We start from the raw sequence: 15284 nt of genomic DNA, 5'->3' as shown, positions 1-15284 counted from the left end.
TTTCTCTCCTCATCGGTTCTGAATGGCGACAGGGGAAGAAAACCATTTTTATGTATCGGAGATATTTGCCGGAGGCGGCGTTTTGTACCCGTTTGTCAGCGCAGGGTTCTGGATACAGTGCGATACACTTTTCCTGCCGGGACGGCGCACAATCGCTATCGCCAGCCCGGCAATCACCAGCGTCAGCCCCGTTGAAACCCACATTGCACCCGCGATCCCCAGCGTTTTATTCAGCCACGCATAGGCAAACGGTGAGGCTGCCGCCATCAGCTGGCCGGGAATCAGAAGCACGCCGGTGCGGCGGGCATAGCTTTCGGTGCTAAACAGCTCCAGCGGCAGGGTGGCTTTCACGATGGTGACCAGCCCGTTGATGGCGCCATAGCCCAGCACAAAACCGGCCGCGCACCAGACAAACAGGGAACTGCTTAGCCCAACCAGAAAGCAGAGCGGCATGGCGAGCGCGGTAAAAAGCGTGAGTTTGAAGGGGGTTAAGCGGGCACCCGCCAGCACTTCCAGCGAGCGAGCCCCCGTCTGGCCGATGCCCCACAGCATGCCGATGGCGACCGGCAGGCCGAAGTGGGCAATAAACTCCGGCAGATGGGTGGACGTACCGTTAGAGACAAAGGTGATGAGGGCAATGAAGGCGGCATAAAGCCAGCCGTTACGCCGCTCGTTGTTCAGCGGCGGCGCGGTGACCTTTGTCGTCACCGTCAGCCGATGCCGGGGAAGCGTTCTTATCAGCGCCGCGCTCAGCAGGCCGAAGAGAGCATAGACGCGCAGCGCCTCCTGCCAGCTCATCACCTGAAGCAGGGCATCGCCCAGCGGCCAGAAGACGGCGGAGGCCAGCCCGCCCGCCAGCGTGACGCGTGAGATTGTTCTTCGCGCCTGCTGCCCGTAGAGGTTCACCAGCGCGGCGAACAGCGCATCGTACAATGACAGGCGCATCCCGACGCCGGTGACCAGCCAGGCGCAGTACCAGCCAAAAAGCGTCTGGGTATACGCCATCCCTGCGCAGCTTGCGGCGATCAGCAACGTTCCGCTCATCACCACCTTTTGACCGCCAAAGCGTGCCAGCAGGCGGGCGACAAACGGGGAAACCGCCGCCATCACCAGCATCGCCAGCGTCAGGCCGAGGTAAATCTGCGGGGATGACCATTCCCGGTCGGCTGCAATGGCCAGCGCAAAGGTGCCGGGCATATAAAACGAGATCCCCCAGTTGATGAGTTGATTACATCCCGCCGTGAGGGCGAGGTGGCGAGGCAGGGCAGGTGTTTCCATTATTTTTCATTCCGCTATGCAGTTGTCCTGAGCATAACTCGCGCGGTATTGTGCTGGCAGGGCAGCAACCTTATGCGCGGTATAAGAGAAACTTTGAATGACGACGCTTAATCTGGGCCATCTCGCCACGTTCCGTCTGGTGATCCAGCGCGGCAGCTTTTCAGCGGCAGCGGATGTGCTGGGCATTTCCCAGCCCGCCGTCAGCCTGCAAATACGCCAGCTGGAGCAGTTTCTGCAAACGCGTCTGGTGGAGCGAACCGGGCGAGGGATTAAGGCTACCGCTGCCGGGCAGGCTTTGCTGGTGCACGGGGAACGTATTCAGCAGGCGGTGGATGACGCTATCCGGTCCGTTAGCGCCTTCAGCCACGATGTGAGCGGCACTATTACGCTGGGTACGGGGGCAACGGCCTGCATCCATCTTCTGCCACCGCTGCTGGAGAAGCTGCGCCGCGACTATCCGCTCCTGAGCGTGGGAGTCACGACGGGCAACACCCTCGACATCGTCAGGGCCATCGAAGAGAACCGTCTCGATATGGGGCTGGTGACGCTGCCGGTGAGCGGCAGAGCGCTGGACGTCATGCCGGTGATGGACGAAGAGTTTGTCTTTATTGCGTCGCGGGAGCAGCAGGATGCTTTTAGGGCCCTTACCCCGGAGGCGCTGCACGCTCAGCCGCTGATTGCCTTTGAATCAGGCAGCGGTACCCGGGCGCTGATCGACGGCTGGTTTGCAGCCAGTGGATTAGCGATCGCGCCGGCGATGCAGCTTGGCAGCATCGAGGCGATCAAACGCATGGTTCGCGCGGGGCTGGGCTACAGTATTGTGCCGCGAATGGCGGTCAAACAGGATGTCGATCGCGAAGGGCTATGTGTGATGTCGCTTACGCCCGTGCTGCAGCGGCAGCTGGCGGTGGTGATGCGGCAGGATAAAATCCTCAGCAAAGGGATAGCAGGCATTATTCGGATAGTGCAAAACCATCCGGCGGCCTAGCGGTCAGCGGTGTCGACGGTCAGGCTGGACTGCTGCGACTGGGTTTTGTCCTGATGGTGATACCAGGCGCCAATCGAAGAGTAAACGAAGCGGCCAAAGAAAAACAGGAAGCTGATGAGCAGTATGATGCGGGTCATTCGGGTGTTAAATTGATGTCGTTTGCGCATACGCGTGACCTGACTCACTCTGTTTATCCTGGATAAGCCCTTTTGGGCGATAGGGACATTAAGGCACAGCGGGAACATGGGGTCAATTCTACAGTGTGTAAATAACCGTCAATGTTTACATTAATTAATGTTATTGAAATTAATTAATGCATTTACCATATTGATAATATGAAGAAAATGATTTCAAAAAAACGCCGCAAAAAGATATTTGCGTAAATTAGTTTGATTTAAGTCAACGGGTTCCCGGCCCTGATATTTAAAATCCTTCCTCCACACTGTTCGCCCCGCACGCCGCCGGGCGGCGCGTACGTCAGGTTGGATGCCTGTCTTTATTTTCCCTCTGGAGCGAAAGGGGTTTAACCGGGCATCTATGAACATTCTCGCTTTCCTGAAAAACAATGAAAACCGCTGGTGGGCACTGCCGCTTATTTTGCCTGTGGTTTTACTTCCCGTACTGAGCATTGCGAATACGTTCACGCAGCTGGGCGACGGCATTGTGGCTCTCTATTATTTACCCCTCTCATTTTTGCTTTCGCTGATGATGTTCTTTGGGCTGGAAGCGCTGCCCGGGATCGTATTGTCGCTGTTTATCCGCTACTACCCCTCGGTCGGGATGTTCGAAACGGTCGCCGGCGTACTCCATTTTATCGTCCCTTTAGTGCTCAGTTGGGGCGGCTACCGGGTGTTTGCGCCCAGACGGAACATGACCGCGTACGGCGACATCCGGCTGATGGCGCAGCGCATCTTCTGGCAGGCCTTCTGCCCCGCGACGCTGTTTCTGGTGCTGTTTCAGTTTGCGGTGTATTTAGGCGTGTATGAGAGCCGGCAGAGCCTGGCGGGATTAAACCCCCTCAATATTCGCACGCTCATCAACTATCAAACGCTGCTGGTGAGCGGGCTGACGGGCGTGCCGCTGAGCTATCTGCTGATCCGCCTGATTCGTCATCCGCGCTATCTCAAAAGCCTTATCTCGCAGATCCGTTCCCAGATAGACAAAAAGGTGACGATCGTTGAGTTTCTGATGTGGGCTATCGCGCTTGGCGGGCTGCTTTCGCTGCTGCTGCTTCCGATGAATGAAAACAGCTCCATTTTTACCACTAACTACACCCTGTCGCTGCTGATGCCGGTGATGCTCTGGGGCGCGATGCGCTTTGGCTATAAGCTGGTGTCGCTGATCTGGATACCGGTACTGCTGGTGTCTATTCACTATTTTTACCGCTATATCCCGGTGAACCAGGGGTACGACATTCAGCTGGCGATCACCTCTTCCAGTTACCTGGTCTTCTCATTCGTGGTGATTTATATGTCGATGCTGGCGACCCGGCAGCGCGCGGTGAACAAACGCTCCCGCAGGCTGGCGCTGCTCGACCCGGTCGTCCATATGCCTAACCTGCGGGCGCTGTCGCGCGAACTGGCGAAAAACCCGTGGTCGGCGCTGTGCCTGCTGCGCATTCCGGAGCTGGAAATTCTGGGCCGAAATTACGGCGTGTTGCTGCGCATTCAGTACAAACAGCAGCTGGCGCAGTGGGTGAATGGCACGCTCCAGCCCAATGAGCAGGTCTATCATCTGACCGGGTACGATATGGCGGTGCGGCTCAACGCGGAATCGCACCAGCAGCGGATTGAGGCCCTGGACGAGCATATCAAACAGTTCCGCTTTGTCTGGGACGGCATGCCGCTGCAGCCGCAGGTGGGCGTGAGCTATTGCTATGTCCGGTCCCCGGTGAACCATCTTTATCTGGTGCTGGGTGAACTGGGTGTGGTGGCCGATCTGTCGCTCTCCTCCAACCATCCGGAAAATCTTCAGCAGCGTGGCGCGGTCCATTTGCAGCGCAGCCTGAAGGATAAAGTCGCGATGATGAGCCGCCTGCAAAAGGCGCTCGATAACGACGAATTCGCTCTGCTGGTTCAACCCGTTCGCGGCCTGCGCGGCGATCGCTATCACGAAGTTCTGCTGCGGATGCCGGATATCAACGGGCTATTAATCTCCCCCGACCAGTTCCTGCCCGTCGCGCAGGAGTTTGGCCTCTCCTCGCGGGTAGATTTGTGGGTGCTGGAGCACACCCTGCGCTTCCTTGCTGCGCATCGCGAACGGCTGCCCGGCCAGCGCTTTGCTATTAATCTCGCCCCGTCGACCGTGTGTCGGGTGCAGTTCCCGCTTGAGGTCAGTCGCCTGCTGGCGAAATACGCCATTGAGCCGTGGCAGCTGATTTTTGAGGTGACGGAGTGCAGCACCTTCGGCAGCGGGGAGCAGGCGCTACATATTCTCCAGCAGCTGCAGAAAATGGGGGTACGCATTGCGATTGATGATTTTGGTACCGGGTATGCGAGCTATGCGCGGCTGAAAAGCGTGGATGCCGACATTCTCAAGATTGACGGCAGCTTTATCCGCAATATCGTCAACAACAGCCTGGACTATCAGATCGTGGCGTCTATCTGTCATCTGGCGCGCATGAAGAAGATGCTGGTGGTGGCTGAGTACGTCGAGACGGAAGAGATACGTAGCGCGGTTCACGCGCTAGGCATTGATTATGTGCAGGGCTATCTGATCGGCAGGCCGGAACCGCTTGAGTCACTGCTGGAAGCTGAGGCGTCCACCGCGGACGCCTGAGCCGTTATGCGGCGACGTCGGCGCTCTCTTCTTCGATTTTGAGCAGCCAGCCGGTAACCGCTTCCCAGTACTGCTGCTCTTTTTCCAGGTCCAGCAGGACCAGCGCGTTCTGGCTGAACCAGTCGTGCGGGAAGCTCAGCGTCCAGTGATGGTCGTCGGTTTTCAGCTTCAGCGTAGGCGGCGTGGTGGTGGCCTGGCGCTGGTTATTGAGCAGCACGCCCAGGCGCAGCAGCTGAATAAGCGGCAGGAACTGCTTCTTCTTGAACAGCGTGAAGCGCGGCAGGTCGTCGAGCTTGATGGCCTTGCGGTGATAGCGCACCAGGGTCGCCATCATGGTTTGCTGCTCCTGGTTGAAGCCGGGCAGATCGCTGTTTTGCAGAATGTAGGCCGAATGGCGATGCATCCCGCTGTGGTTGATGTTCAGCCCCACCTCGTGCAGCATCGCGGCCCATTTCAACAGCGCGGCAAGCTGCGGGTGCGCAAGCTTCGGATTCTGCTCCTCCCACTGTTCGTACATCTGCACCGTGGTTTCCAGCACGCGCTTCGCCTGTTCGCGGTCGATGTTGTACTGGTTGGCCAGACTTTGCGCGGTGCGGCTGCGGATATCCTGATGGCGGAAGCGGCCTTCCATCTCATACAGCACGCCTTCACGCAGCGCGCCGTCGGAGAGACGCAGCTCCTTAATCGCCAGCGCATCAAACACGCCGCACAGGATCGCAAGCCCCGGTACGAAGACTGATTTCCGCTCATCGGACAGGCCCGGCAGGCTCAGGGCGTCGAAGCTTTTATGCTTCAGCACCTCTTCGGTGAGCAGAGCCAGGCGTTCAGGGGTAATAATCCCGTCTTTTTCACCCATCGCCAGCAGCACTTCATGCGCGGCTTTAATCGAGCCGGACGCGCCCAGCGCCACGTTCCAGCCCTGGATACGGTACTGCCACGCCAGGTTTTCCAGCTTCTGAACGGCCGCCATACGCGCACGCTGGAAGTTCTCGCGGGTGATGGTGCCGCCCGGGAAATACATCTGCGCGAAGCTGACGCAGCCCATACGGCGGCTTTCCACCAGGCGCGGCTCAAAGTCTTCGCCGATCACCAGCTCCGTTGAGCCGCCGCCGATATCGATAACCAGCTTGCGCCCTTTTTCCGGTTGGGTGTGCTCAACGCCCATGAAAATCAGACGCGCTTCCTCGTTACCTGAGATGATCTCAATCGGGTAGGGGATTACCTTTTCGGCCCGCTTGAGGAACTCCGGGGCGTTCAGGGCCTGGCGCAGGGTGTGGGTGCCCACGATGCACACGCTGGAGGGCGAGAAGCCCTGCAGACGTTCAGCAAACAGCGACAGGCAGTTTAACCCGCGCTCCATTGCCTCTTCGCTGAGCATGCTGCGTTCATCAAGGCCATCCGCCAGGTGTACGCGCTGCTTCAGACGACCGATGATCTGCAGCGCGCCATCCACCTCACGGGCGATGACCATGTGGAAACTGTTAGAGCCAAGATCGACCGCGGCGAATTCCTGCGGGCGTGGGGTCTTATCATTTATCGGCATAGGTTAATCGGGTTGCTCGAGTGATTTGATATAGTCGTAAATCGCCAGTTGCGACCGCACTTTGCGGCGGTTGCCGCGCGGCACATAGCGGTTACTGAGTTCTTTGTCGATATAGCGTGCTTTCACGGTATCGCTGAACAGAATCTCGATGATGTCGAGGATCTGCTGCTTCAGGCGCGGATCCAGCAGCGGTGCCGCGACTTCAATTCGGTAGTCAATATTGCGCGTCATCCAGTCTGCCGAAGAGAGATAGACCTGTTTATCACCCGCATTATCAAAAATATAGATCCGATCGTGTTCCAGGTAACGGTCAACAATGCTGATCACGCGAATATTGTCGCTGATGCCTTCCAGTTCCGGGATCAGCGAGCACATGCCGCGGATCAGCAGATTAACCGGTACGCCGGAGCTGGACGCCGCGTACAGCCTGTCCACCAGCCCTTTGTCGACAAGGTTGTTGAGCTTCAGCGTGATGCCGGACGACAGCCCTTTCTGGGCATTGGCGATCTCTTTATCGATCATATCGTACAGCAGGCGGCGCGAGTTCTGCGGCGAGACCAGCAGATAGTCAAAGTTCACCGGACGGTACGGGTTTTCGATAAAGTTAAAGACCCGGCGCACTTCGTTAGTGATGCGCGCATCGGCAGTTAAGAGCGAGTAGTCGGTATAAATTCGCGCCGTTTTCTCGTTAAAGTTCCCGGTACCGATGTGGGCATAACGCACCACGTCGTCGCCCTCTTTGCGGGAGATGAGGAACAGCTTGGCGTGAATTTTTAGCCCCGGCGCGGAGAAGATGACGTGTACACCGGCTTCCGTCAGACGGCGCGCCCAGTGAATGTTCGCCTCTTCGTCGAAGCGCGCCTGCAGCTCAACCACCACGGTGACTTTTTTGGCGTTGTGCGCCGCATGAATCATCGCGTCGATGATGCGGGAATCTTTTGCCACGCGGTAGATGTTGATTTTGATCGCCAGCACGCTCGGGTCGAACGAGGCCTGACGCAGCAGCTCCAGCACGTGCTCGAAGGTGTGGTACGGATAGTAGAGCAGCACATCGCGTTCGCGGATGGCGTCGAATCCGTTGCGGAATTTATCGAACCACAGATGGCGCAGGCGCGGCAGCGGCTTGTTCACCAGATTGGCTTTGCCGACGTTCGGGAAGCCAATAAAGTCTTTAAAGTTGTGGTAACGACCGCCCGGTACGATGGAGTCATAGCGCGAAATGGTCAGTTTCTCGCGCAGCATTTCCACCATGGCGTCCGGCATATCGCGCTGGTAAACAAAGCGCACCGGCTCGGCCGTCAGGCGCTGTTTCAGGCTGGAGGACATCAGCTCCATCAGGCTGGCTTCCATCTCGTGCACCAGGTCATATTCGGCGTCACGGGTCATCTTCATCGAGTAGGCGTTTAACGCATCGTAATCGAAGAAGCCTTTGAAGATGTCGTCCAGACAGTAGCGCAGGATGTTGTCCAGCAGGATCATCGGCTTGCGCCTGCGCGGGGTTTCCGGCGGCAGGTTCACAAAGCGCGGCACCTTGTCGGACGGGATCTCCAGCAGCGCGTAACGGATGGAATCACCGCGAATAATTTCTACCGCCAGGTAGGTGTAGTCATCCTTCAGGAACTGTACCAGATCGGTTTCGCGGTTGATCAGAATCGGGGTAATGTGCTGGCGCAGATAGTGTTTGAAGTAGTGGCGCAGCCAGTTTTGTTGGTTAACGGAAAGCTGGCGCTCGTTAATCAGGAAGATTTGATTGCGCGCCATCTCCAGCAGCAGTTCGTTATACAGGCCGTCAAATTCCTGATCGGCTTTCAGCACGCGGGACTGGATTTTGCCCAGCAGATGCCGCGAGTGCGAGTTTAAGCCCTGTTCTTCGCTGATGATGATGCGTCTTTTCAGCTCGGCAAAGCGAACCTTGTAGAACTCATCCAGGTTGTTGGAATAAATGCCCAAAAAACGCATGCGCTCGATCAGCGGGTTACTTTTGTCTGCCGCTTCCTGGAGTACACGTTCGTTAAATGCTAACCAGCTTAGCTCTTTCTCGATATATAACTTTTCCTGACCCATTACAGCTCACACTCCAGTTCAATCACAGGACGTGGTAAATCCGTCTCGTCCTTATTATGGCGAGCATTTCCACGATATGTCCAACAGTGCCAGAAAAGTATGACAGTTATTTTTTTTATTGGGGATTTTAGAAGGTTGGAGAAGGGGATATCGGGTAATGCAATGTACAGGTCGGGTAAGCGCAGCAGCGCCACCCGACATAGCAAACTACTCTTCCGCCGCATGACCCTGCGGGGGTAACTTCACGCCGTCCAGCCAGGCTGCGCCATCGCGCATCTCGAGACGCCCGTCGACAAACCAACTGACCACCAGCGGGTAAATGGCGTGTTCCTGGGTCTGCACGCGTTCGGTCACGTCGTCTTCGCTGTCGCCGTCAAAGACCGGGACTTTGGCCTGCAGGATCACCGGACCGCCGTCCAGCTCGTCGGTAACGAAATGCACGGAGGTGCCGTGCTCTTCATCGCCGTTTTCCAGAACCTGACGATGGGTGTGCAGGCCGGGATATTTCGGCAGCAGGGAAGGGTGAATATTCAGCAAACGTCCGGCGAAGTGTTCGACGAAGGCCGGGCTCAGAATACGCATATAGCCCGCCAGCACGACCACGTCCGGTGCGTAGGCGTCAATCTCATGCACCAGCTCGCGGTCAAAGGCTTCACGCCCGGCGAACTGGCTGGCTTCCAGCGCGTGCGCAGGAATGTTCGCTTCCCGCGCGCGCTCAAGGCCGAACGCGTCGGCCTTGTTGCTGAAAACTGCCCGAATGGTGCCATTGATTTTCTTCTGTTTGCAGGCGTCTATGATGGCCTGCAAATTGCTTCCGTTGCCGGAAATGAGCACCACGATGTTTTTCATTCAATGACCACACGCTGTTCGGAATCGGAAGCTTTAATCGTACCGATTTTCCACGCGTTTTCACCTTTTTCAGTCAGCAGCTTAACCGCTTTATCCGCTTCGCTTGCCGGCAGGGCGATAACCATGCCCACGCCGCAGTTAAAGGTGCGGTACATTTCGTGAGAGCTCACGTTGCCTGCGGACTGCAGCCAGTTGAAGACGGCCGGCCACTGCCATGAGGATTCGTCGATCACCGCCTGGGTGTTATCCGGCAGGACGCGCGGGATGTTTTCCCAGAAGCCGCCGCCGGTCAGGTGAGCGATAGCGTGAACGTCGACGTTCTCGATAAGCTCAAGCACGTTTTTCACGTAGATGCGGGTCGGCGCCAGCAGATGGTCAGCCAGCGGTTTACCGTCAAGCTCGGTCGTCAGCGGGTCGCAGCCGCTCACTTCGAGAATTTTACGCACCAGGGAGTAGCCGTTGGAGTGCGGGCCGCTGGAGGCCAGTGCGATCAGCACATCGCCATCGGCCACTTTGCTGCCGTCGATAATTTCTGATTTTTCTACTACGCCGACGCAGAAGCCCGCGACGTCATAATCTTCGCCGTGATACATGCCCGGCATTTCCGCGGTTTCACCACCGACCAGCGCACAGCCGGACTGCAGGCAGCCTTCGGCGATACCGCTAATCACGCTGGCAGCGGTATCCACGTCCAGTTTGCCGGTCGCGTAGTAATCGAGGAAGAACAGCGGCTCTGCGCCCTGAACCACCAGGTCATTCACGCACATCGCGACCAGATCGATACCGATCGTGTCGTGACGCTTTAAATCCATCGCCAGGCGCAGTTTAGTGCCTACACCGTCAGTACCCGAGACCAGAACAGGTTCACGATATTTTTGCGGCAGCGCGCACAGTGCGCCGAAGCCACCCAGACCACCCATCACTTCCGGGCGGCGGGTTTTTTTCACCACACCTTTGATTCGGTCAACCAGCGCATTACCTGCGTCAATATCAACACCGGCATCTTTGTAGCTGAGAGAAGTTTTGTTGGTCACGGCTTAAATCCCCACGCGATTGCATAGCTAGTAAGAAAAATCGGCGCAATTCTAACAGTCCAGGCAAACGTTTGCGAGCCTATTCTGGACGTGGGGATCTTTTTTTCTGTGTACCCCGGTAATGCAGCCAAACTTGACTCTGTTCACGAAAATGAAACCGGTTTCTGAGAACTGCTTGCAACGGTTATTCCCTTTGCACATCATCGAACTGAAACCGGTTTCTGTAATTGTTTTTGCAGAAAATAACGCAGAATGAGGGAAAGCGAATGTCAGGATTTAAAGCAGATTTTCTGTGGGGCGGAGCCGTTGCGGCGCATCAGCTGGAAGGCGGCTGGAAAGAGGGCGGCAAGGGCGTAAGCGTGGCCGATGTGATGACCGCGGGCGCGCACGGCGTGCCGCGTGAAATCACCAACGGCGTGCTGGAAGGGAAAAATTACCCTAACCACGAAGCCATCGATTTCTACCACCGCTATAAAGAAGACATCAAACTCTTTGCCGAGATGGGGTTTAAATGCTTCCGCACTTCTATTGCCTGGACGCGGATCTTCCCGAAAGGGGACGAGCTTGAGCCTAACGAGGCTGGCCTGAAATTCTATGACGATCTGTTCGACGAGTGTCTGAAGCACGGCATCGAACCGGTTATCACCCTGTCGCACTTTGAAATGCCTTTCCACCTGGTCACGGAATACGGCGGCTGGCGCAACCGTAAGCTGATCGACTTCTTCGTTCGTTTCGCAAAAGTGGTTTTCCAGCGCTACCAGCATAAGGTGAAGTACTGGATGACCTTCAACGAGATCAACAACCAGGCCAACTTCCACGAAGACTTTGCCCCGTTCACGAACTCGGGGCTGAAGTACGCGCCGGGTGAAGACCGTGAGCCGGTGATGTTCCAGGCGGCGCACTATGAGTTGGTGGCCAGCGCCCTGGCGGTGAAGGCGGGGCGGGAGATTAACCCGTCGCTGCAGATTGGCTGCATGATTGCCATGTGTCCTATCTATCCGCTGACCTGCGCGCCGGACGATATGATGATGGCGATGAACGCCATGCACCGCCGCTACTGGTTCACCGACGTGCACGTGCGCGGCAGATACCCGCAGCATCTGCTCAATTACTTCGAACGTCGCGGCTTCGCGCTGGATATTACCGAAGAAGATAAAGCGGCGCTGACGCAGGGCTGCGTAGACTACATCGGGTTCAGCTACTATATGTCCTTCGCCACCAAGGCGACGGCGGATAACCCGCAGCTGGACTACGACGAAAGCAAGAGCCTGGTCTCTAACCCTTACGTGCAAAAATCCGACTGGGGCTGGCAGATTGACCCGGTGGGGCTTCGCTACTCCCTCAACTGGTTCTGGGATCACTACCAGCTGCCGCTGTTTATCGTTGAGAACGGCTTTGGCGCGATCGACGTGCAGGAGAGCGACGGCACGGTGAACGACCAGTACCGCATTGACTACCTGGCCGCCCACATTCGCGAGATGAAAAAAGCGGTGGTGGAAGACGGCGTTGACCTGATGGGCTATACGCCGTGGGGCTGTATCGACCTGGTGTCTGCCGGTACGGGCGAAATGAAAAAACGCTACGGCTTTATCTTTGTCGATAAAGATAACGAAGGGAACGGCACGCTGAACCGCAGTAAGAAAAAGTCGTTCGACTGGTATAAGCAGGTGATTGCGAGCAACGGCGAGCAGCTATAATTGCCCGGTGGCGCTGCGCTTACCGGGCCTACGGGACGTGTAGGCCGGGTAAGCGTTAGCGCCACCCGGCAGAACCCCGCACCCAAGCCGGAGCCCAGCCTCCGGTTTTTTGTCTTTGCTTGATCCCTGTCAAGCAACATGGGTATGGCCTAATCCGAAAAAAGCGGTATAATCCCGCGATTTTTTTGCGGACGCCACCTCAGAGGAGAAAGAGAATGAAGATTGTGGAAGTGAAACACCCACTCGTTAAACACAAGTTGGGCCTGATGCGTGAGCATGACATCAGCACGAAGCGTTTTCGCGAACTGGCATCTGAAGTCGGCAGCCTGCTGACTTACGAAGCGACCTCTGATCTGGAAACAGAAAAAGTCACCATCGAAGGCTGGAACGGCCCGGTGCAGGTTGAGCAGATCAAAGGTAAGAAAATTACCGTGGTGCCAATCCTGCGTGCCGGTCTCGGCATGATGGAAGGCGTGCTGGAGCACGTGCCAAGCGCGCGTATCAGCGTGGTCGGGATCTACCGTAACGAAGAAACCCTTGAGCCGGTTCCTTACTTCCAGAAGCTGGTGTCTAACATCGACGAGCGCATGGCGCTGGTGGTTGACCCAATGCTCGCGACCGGTGGCTCAATGATCGCCACCATCGACCTGCTGAAAAACGCGGGCTGTAACAGCATTAAGGTGCTGGTACTGGTTGCCGCTCCGGAAGGGATCGCGGCGCTGGAAAAAGCGCACCCGGACGTTGAGCTGTACACCGCCTCTATCGACCAGGGCCTGAACGAGCACGGGTACATCATCCCGGGGCTCGGCGATGCCGGCGATAAGATCTTTGGGACGAAATAATCGAATAACGATAAATAAGCCGACTTTGATAGTCGGCTTTTTTTTGAATAAAACACCAACAATACTACACAGAGGAAAACACTATGACGCGCCGTGCTATCGGGGTGAGTGAAAGACCGCCGCTTTTACAGACTATCCCGCTTAGTTTGCAGCACCTGTTCGCCATGTTTGGCGCAACCGTGCTGGTGCCAATCCTGTTCCACATTAACCCGGCTACCGTGCTGCTGTTCAACGGCATTGGTACGCTGCTTTACCTCTTTATCTGTAAAGGCAAAATCCCGGCGTATCTCGGGTCGAGCTTCGCCTTTATCTCGCCGGTGTTACTGCTGCTGCCGCTGGGTTATGAAGTCGCGTTGGGCGGCTTTATCATGTGCGGTGTCCTGTTCTGCGTGGTGTCCTTCATTGTGAAGAAAGCCGGTACCGGCTGGCTGGACGTGATGTTCCCCCCTGCGGCGATGGGCGCAATCGTTGCCGTCATCGGTCTTGAACTGGCGGGCGTCGCGGCGAATATGGCCGGTCTGCTGCCTGCTGACGGCCAGTCACCGGATTCCAAAACCATTATCATCTCGCTGGTAACGCTGGGCGTGACGGTGTTTGGCTCCGTGCTGTTCCGCGGCTTTATGGCGATTATCCCGATCCTGATCGGCGTGCTGGCGGGCTATGCGCTCTCCTTCGCGATGGGCGTGGTGGATACTACTCCGATTGCCGAGGCGCACTGGTTCGCCCTGCCAACCTTCTATACGCCACGCTTCGAATGGTTTGCGATCTTCACCATTCTGCCTGCGGCGCTGGTGGTGATTGCGGAGCACGTCGGCCATCTGGTGGTGACGGCGAACATCGTTAAGCGCGATTTAATCCGCGACCCGGGCCTGCACCGCTCCATGTTTGCGAACGGTTTCTCCACCATCATCTCCGGTTTCTTCGGCTCTACGCCAAACACCACCTACGGCGAGAACATCGGCGTGATGGCGATTACCCGCGTCTACAGTACCTGGGTTATCGGCGGCGCGGCGATCATCGCTATTCTGCTCTCCTGCGTCGGCAAGCTGGCGGCAGCGATTCAGATCATTCCTGTACCGGTGATGGGCGGCGTTTCTCTGCTGCTGTACGGCGTGATCGGTGCCTCCGGTATTCGCGTGCTGATTGAATCCAAAGTGGATTACAGCAAAGCGCAAAACCTGATCCTGACCTCGGTGATCCTGATTATCGGCGTGAGCGGCGCGAAGGTGCACATTGGTGCAGCGGAGCTGAAGGGCATGGCGCTGGCGACCATCGTCGGCGTGGGCCTGAGCCTGATCTTCAAGCTGATCTCGGTTATCCGACCGGAAGAAGAAATTCTGGACGCGGACGATAGCGAAAAAGCGTCACACTGATCGTATTAACGGGCGAGGGATCGCCCGGTTCTCTCCTTGCAGGTTCCGTGTTAAACTCCATTCCGATTTTACGTAGGATCTCTGGTTGAGGTATTTCTGAACGGACCGGCACAGCTCTCTCTGCCACTCTATCTCCCTGACGACGAAACTTTCGCGAGTTTCTGGCCGGGTGATAACCCCTCTTTACTGGCTGCACTGCAAAACGTGCTGCGCCAGGATCACAGCGGATACATCTATATCTGGTCACGCGAAGGCGCGGGGCGCAGCCACCTGCTGCATGCCGCCTGCGCGGAGCTTTCGGCGCGCGGAGATGCGGTAGGCTATGTGCCGCTGGATAAACGTACCTGGTTCGTGCCTGAGGTGCTGGAGGGAATGGAACATCTTTCGCTGGTCTGCATCGATAATATCGAATGCGTGGCGGGGGATGAGCCGTGGGAAATGGCGATCTTTAACCTCTACAACCGCATTCTGGAATCGGGTAAAACCCGGCTGCTGATCACCGGCGATCGTCCGCCGAGACAGCTCAATCTGGGGCTGCCGGATCTGGCGTCTCGTCTGGACTGGGGACAAATCTACAAGCTTCAGCCGCTGTCGGATGAAGATAAGCTTCAGGCGTTACAGCTGCGCGCAAAGCAGCGCGGGTTTGAGCTGCCGGAGGACGTGGGGCGCTTCCTGCTTAAACGACTGGATCGTGAAATGCGCACGCTGTTTGACACGCTCGATCAGCTCGATCGCGCCTCGATTACCGCCCAGCGCAAGCTGACCATTCCGTTTGTGAAAGATATTCTCAAGCTTTGAGTTTGTTCGCCCGGTGGCGCTGCGCTTACCGGGCCTACAA

12 protein-coding genes are annotated in these 15284 nt (G+C 56.9%); 6 read left to right on the top strand and 6 right to left on the bottom strand.

Annotation, left to right across the window (positions count from 1 at the left end):
* Positions 1 to 48 precede the first annotated feature (48 nt).
* Positions 49 to 1278, bottom strand: coding sequence for an MFS transporter (locus GVO84_RS16385; protein WP_159514671.1), 1230 nt, complete (start codon positions 1276 to 1278; stop codon positions 49 to 51).
* Between the two features lie 97 nt (positions 1279 to 1375).
* On the opposite strand from GVO84_RS16385, the gene GVO84_RS16380 reads away from it, so the two are divergent.
* The gene (locus GVO84_RS16380; protein ID WP_159514670.1) at positions 1376 to 2266 is read left to right on the top strand and encodes a LysR family transcriptional regulator; all 891 of its coding nucleotides are present in this window, start codon (positions 1376 to 1378) and stop codon (positions 2264 to 2266) included.
* Here GVO84_RS16380 and GVO84_RS16375 read toward each other — a convergent pair.
* Positions 2263 to 2451: a YfgG family protein gene (locus GVO84_RS16375; RefSeq protein WP_029739958.1), complete on the bottom strand. Its 189-nt coding sequence runs from the start codon at positions 2449 to 2451 to the stop codon at positions 2263 to 2265. The two genes, GVO84_RS16380 and GVO84_RS16375, sit on opposite strands and share 4 nt — an antisense overlap.
* 352 nt (positions 2452 to 2803) lie before the next feature.
* Between GVO84_RS16375 and GVO84_RS16370 the strand changes: the two genes are divergently transcribed.
* Entirely contained in the window at positions 2804 to 5044 is a 2241-nt protein-coding gene (locus GVO84_RS16370; RefSeq protein ID WP_159514669.1) for an EAL domain-containing protein, read from the top strand.
* Positions 5045 to 5048: 4 nt separating this feature from the next.
* Here GVO84_RS16370 and ppx read toward each other — a convergent pair whose 3' ends face one another.
* The 4 genes from ppx to purM form a co-directional block, all read right to left on the bottom strand.
* Positions 5049 to 6587, bottom strand: coding sequence for an exopolyphosphatase (gene ppx, locus GVO84_RS16365; protein ID WP_121425173.1), 1539 nt, complete (start codon positions 6585 to 6587; stop codon positions 5049 to 5051).
* A 3-nt stretch (positions 6588 to 6590) separates the two neighbouring features.
* On the bottom strand, positions 6591 to 8651 hold the full coding sequence (gene ppk1, locus GVO84_RS16360) for a polyphosphate kinase 1 (RefSeq protein WP_121425174.1): 2061 nt from the start codon (positions 8649 to 8651) through the stop codon (positions 6591 to 6593).
* Positions 8652 to 8858: 207 nt separating this feature from the next.
* The gene (gene purN, locus GVO84_RS16355; protein ID WP_023332998.1) at positions 8859 to 9500 is read right to left on the bottom strand and encodes a phosphoribosylglycinamide formyltransferase; all 642 of its coding nucleotides are present in this window, start codon (positions 9498 to 9500) and stop codon (positions 8859 to 8861) included.
* On the bottom strand, positions 9497 to 10534 hold the full coding sequence (gene purM, locus GVO84_RS16350; protein WP_159514668.1) for a phosphoribosylformylglycinamidine cyclo-ligase: 1038 nt from the start codon (positions 10532 to 10534) through the stop codon (positions 9497 to 9499). The genes purN and purM overlap by 4 nt, the downstream gene beginning before the upstream one ends.
* Before the next feature lie 266 nt (positions 10535 to 10800).
* Between purM and GVO84_RS16345 the strand changes: the two genes are divergently transcribed.
* From GVO84_RS16345 to GVO84_RS16330, 4 genes are all read left to right on the top strand, one after another.
* Positions 10801 to 12231, top strand: a complete 1431-nt coding sequence (locus GVO84_RS16345) for a 6-phospho-beta-glucosidase (RefSeq protein ID WP_159514667.1) — start codon at positions 10801 to 10803, stop codon at positions 12229 to 12231.
* 215 nt (positions 12232 to 12446) lie between these two features.
* Positions 12447 to 13073, top strand: a complete 627-nt coding sequence (gene upp, locus GVO84_RS16340; RefSeq protein WP_023308769.1) for a uracil phosphoribosyltransferase — start codon at positions 12447 to 12449, stop codon at positions 13071 to 13073.
* An 83-nt stretch (positions 13074 to 13156) separates the two neighbouring features.
* Positions 13157 to 14446, top strand: coding sequence for a uracil permease (gene uraA, locus GVO84_RS16335; RefSeq protein ID WP_047173904.1), 1290 nt, complete (start codon positions 13157 to 13159; stop codon positions 14444 to 14446).
* Between the two features lie 96 nt (positions 14447 to 14542).
* Entirely contained in the window at positions 14543 to 15244 is a 702-nt protein-coding gene (locus GVO84_RS16330; protein ID WP_211438414.1) for a DnaA inactivator Hda, read from the top strand.
* The last annotated feature ends 40 nt before the right edge of the window (positions 15245 to 15284 follow it).

The sequence above is a fragment of the Enterobacter sp. SM3 genome (assembly GCF_009811935.2).
Taxonomy (GTDB): Bacteria; Pseudomonadota; Gammaproteobacteria; order Enterobacterales; family Enterobacteriaceae; genus Enterobacter; species Enterobacter asburiae_D.
This window is presented reverse-complemented; position numbering and strand designations above follow the sequence as displayed.

What these genes read in the sequence shown, in the direction of transcription:
- uraA (WP_047173904.1), top strand. Translation starts at nt 13,157, where the DNA reads ATGACGCGCCGTGCTATCGGGGTGAGTGAAAGACCGCCGCTTTTACAG.
- ppx (WP_121425173.1), bottom strand. Translation starts at nt 6,587, where the DNA reads ATGCCGATAAATGATAAGACCCCACGCCCGCAGGAATTCGCCGCGGTC.
- purN (WP_023332998.1), bottom strand. Translation starts at nt 9,500, where the DNA reads ATGAAAAACATCGTGGTGCTCATTTCCGGCAACGGAAGCAATTTGCAG.
- GVO84_RS16370 (WP_159514669.1), top strand. Translation starts at nt 2,804, where the DNA reads ATGAACATTCTCGCTTTCCTGAAAAACAATGAAAACCGCTGGTGGGCA.
- GVO84_RS16380 (WP_159514670.1), top strand. Translation starts at nt 1,376, where the DNA reads ATGACGACGCTTAATCTGGGCCATCTCGCCACGTTCCGTCTGGTGATC.
- upp (WP_023308769.1), top strand. Translation starts at nt 12,447, where the DNA reads ATGAAGATTGTGGAAGTGAAACACCCACTCGTTAAACACAAGTTGGGC.
- GVO84_RS16385 (WP_159514671.1), bottom strand. Translation starts at nt 1,278, where the DNA reads ATGGAAACACCTGCCCTGCCTCGCCACCTCGCCCTCACGGCGGGATGT.
- GVO84_RS16345 (WP_159514667.1), top strand. Translation starts at nt 10,801, where the DNA reads ATGTCAGGATTTAAAGCAGATTTTCTGTGGGGCGGAGCCGTTGCGGCG.
- ppk1 (WP_121425174.1), bottom strand. Translation starts at nt 8,651, where the DNA reads ATGGGTCAGGAAAAGTTATATATCGAGAAAGAGCTAAGCTGGTTAGCA.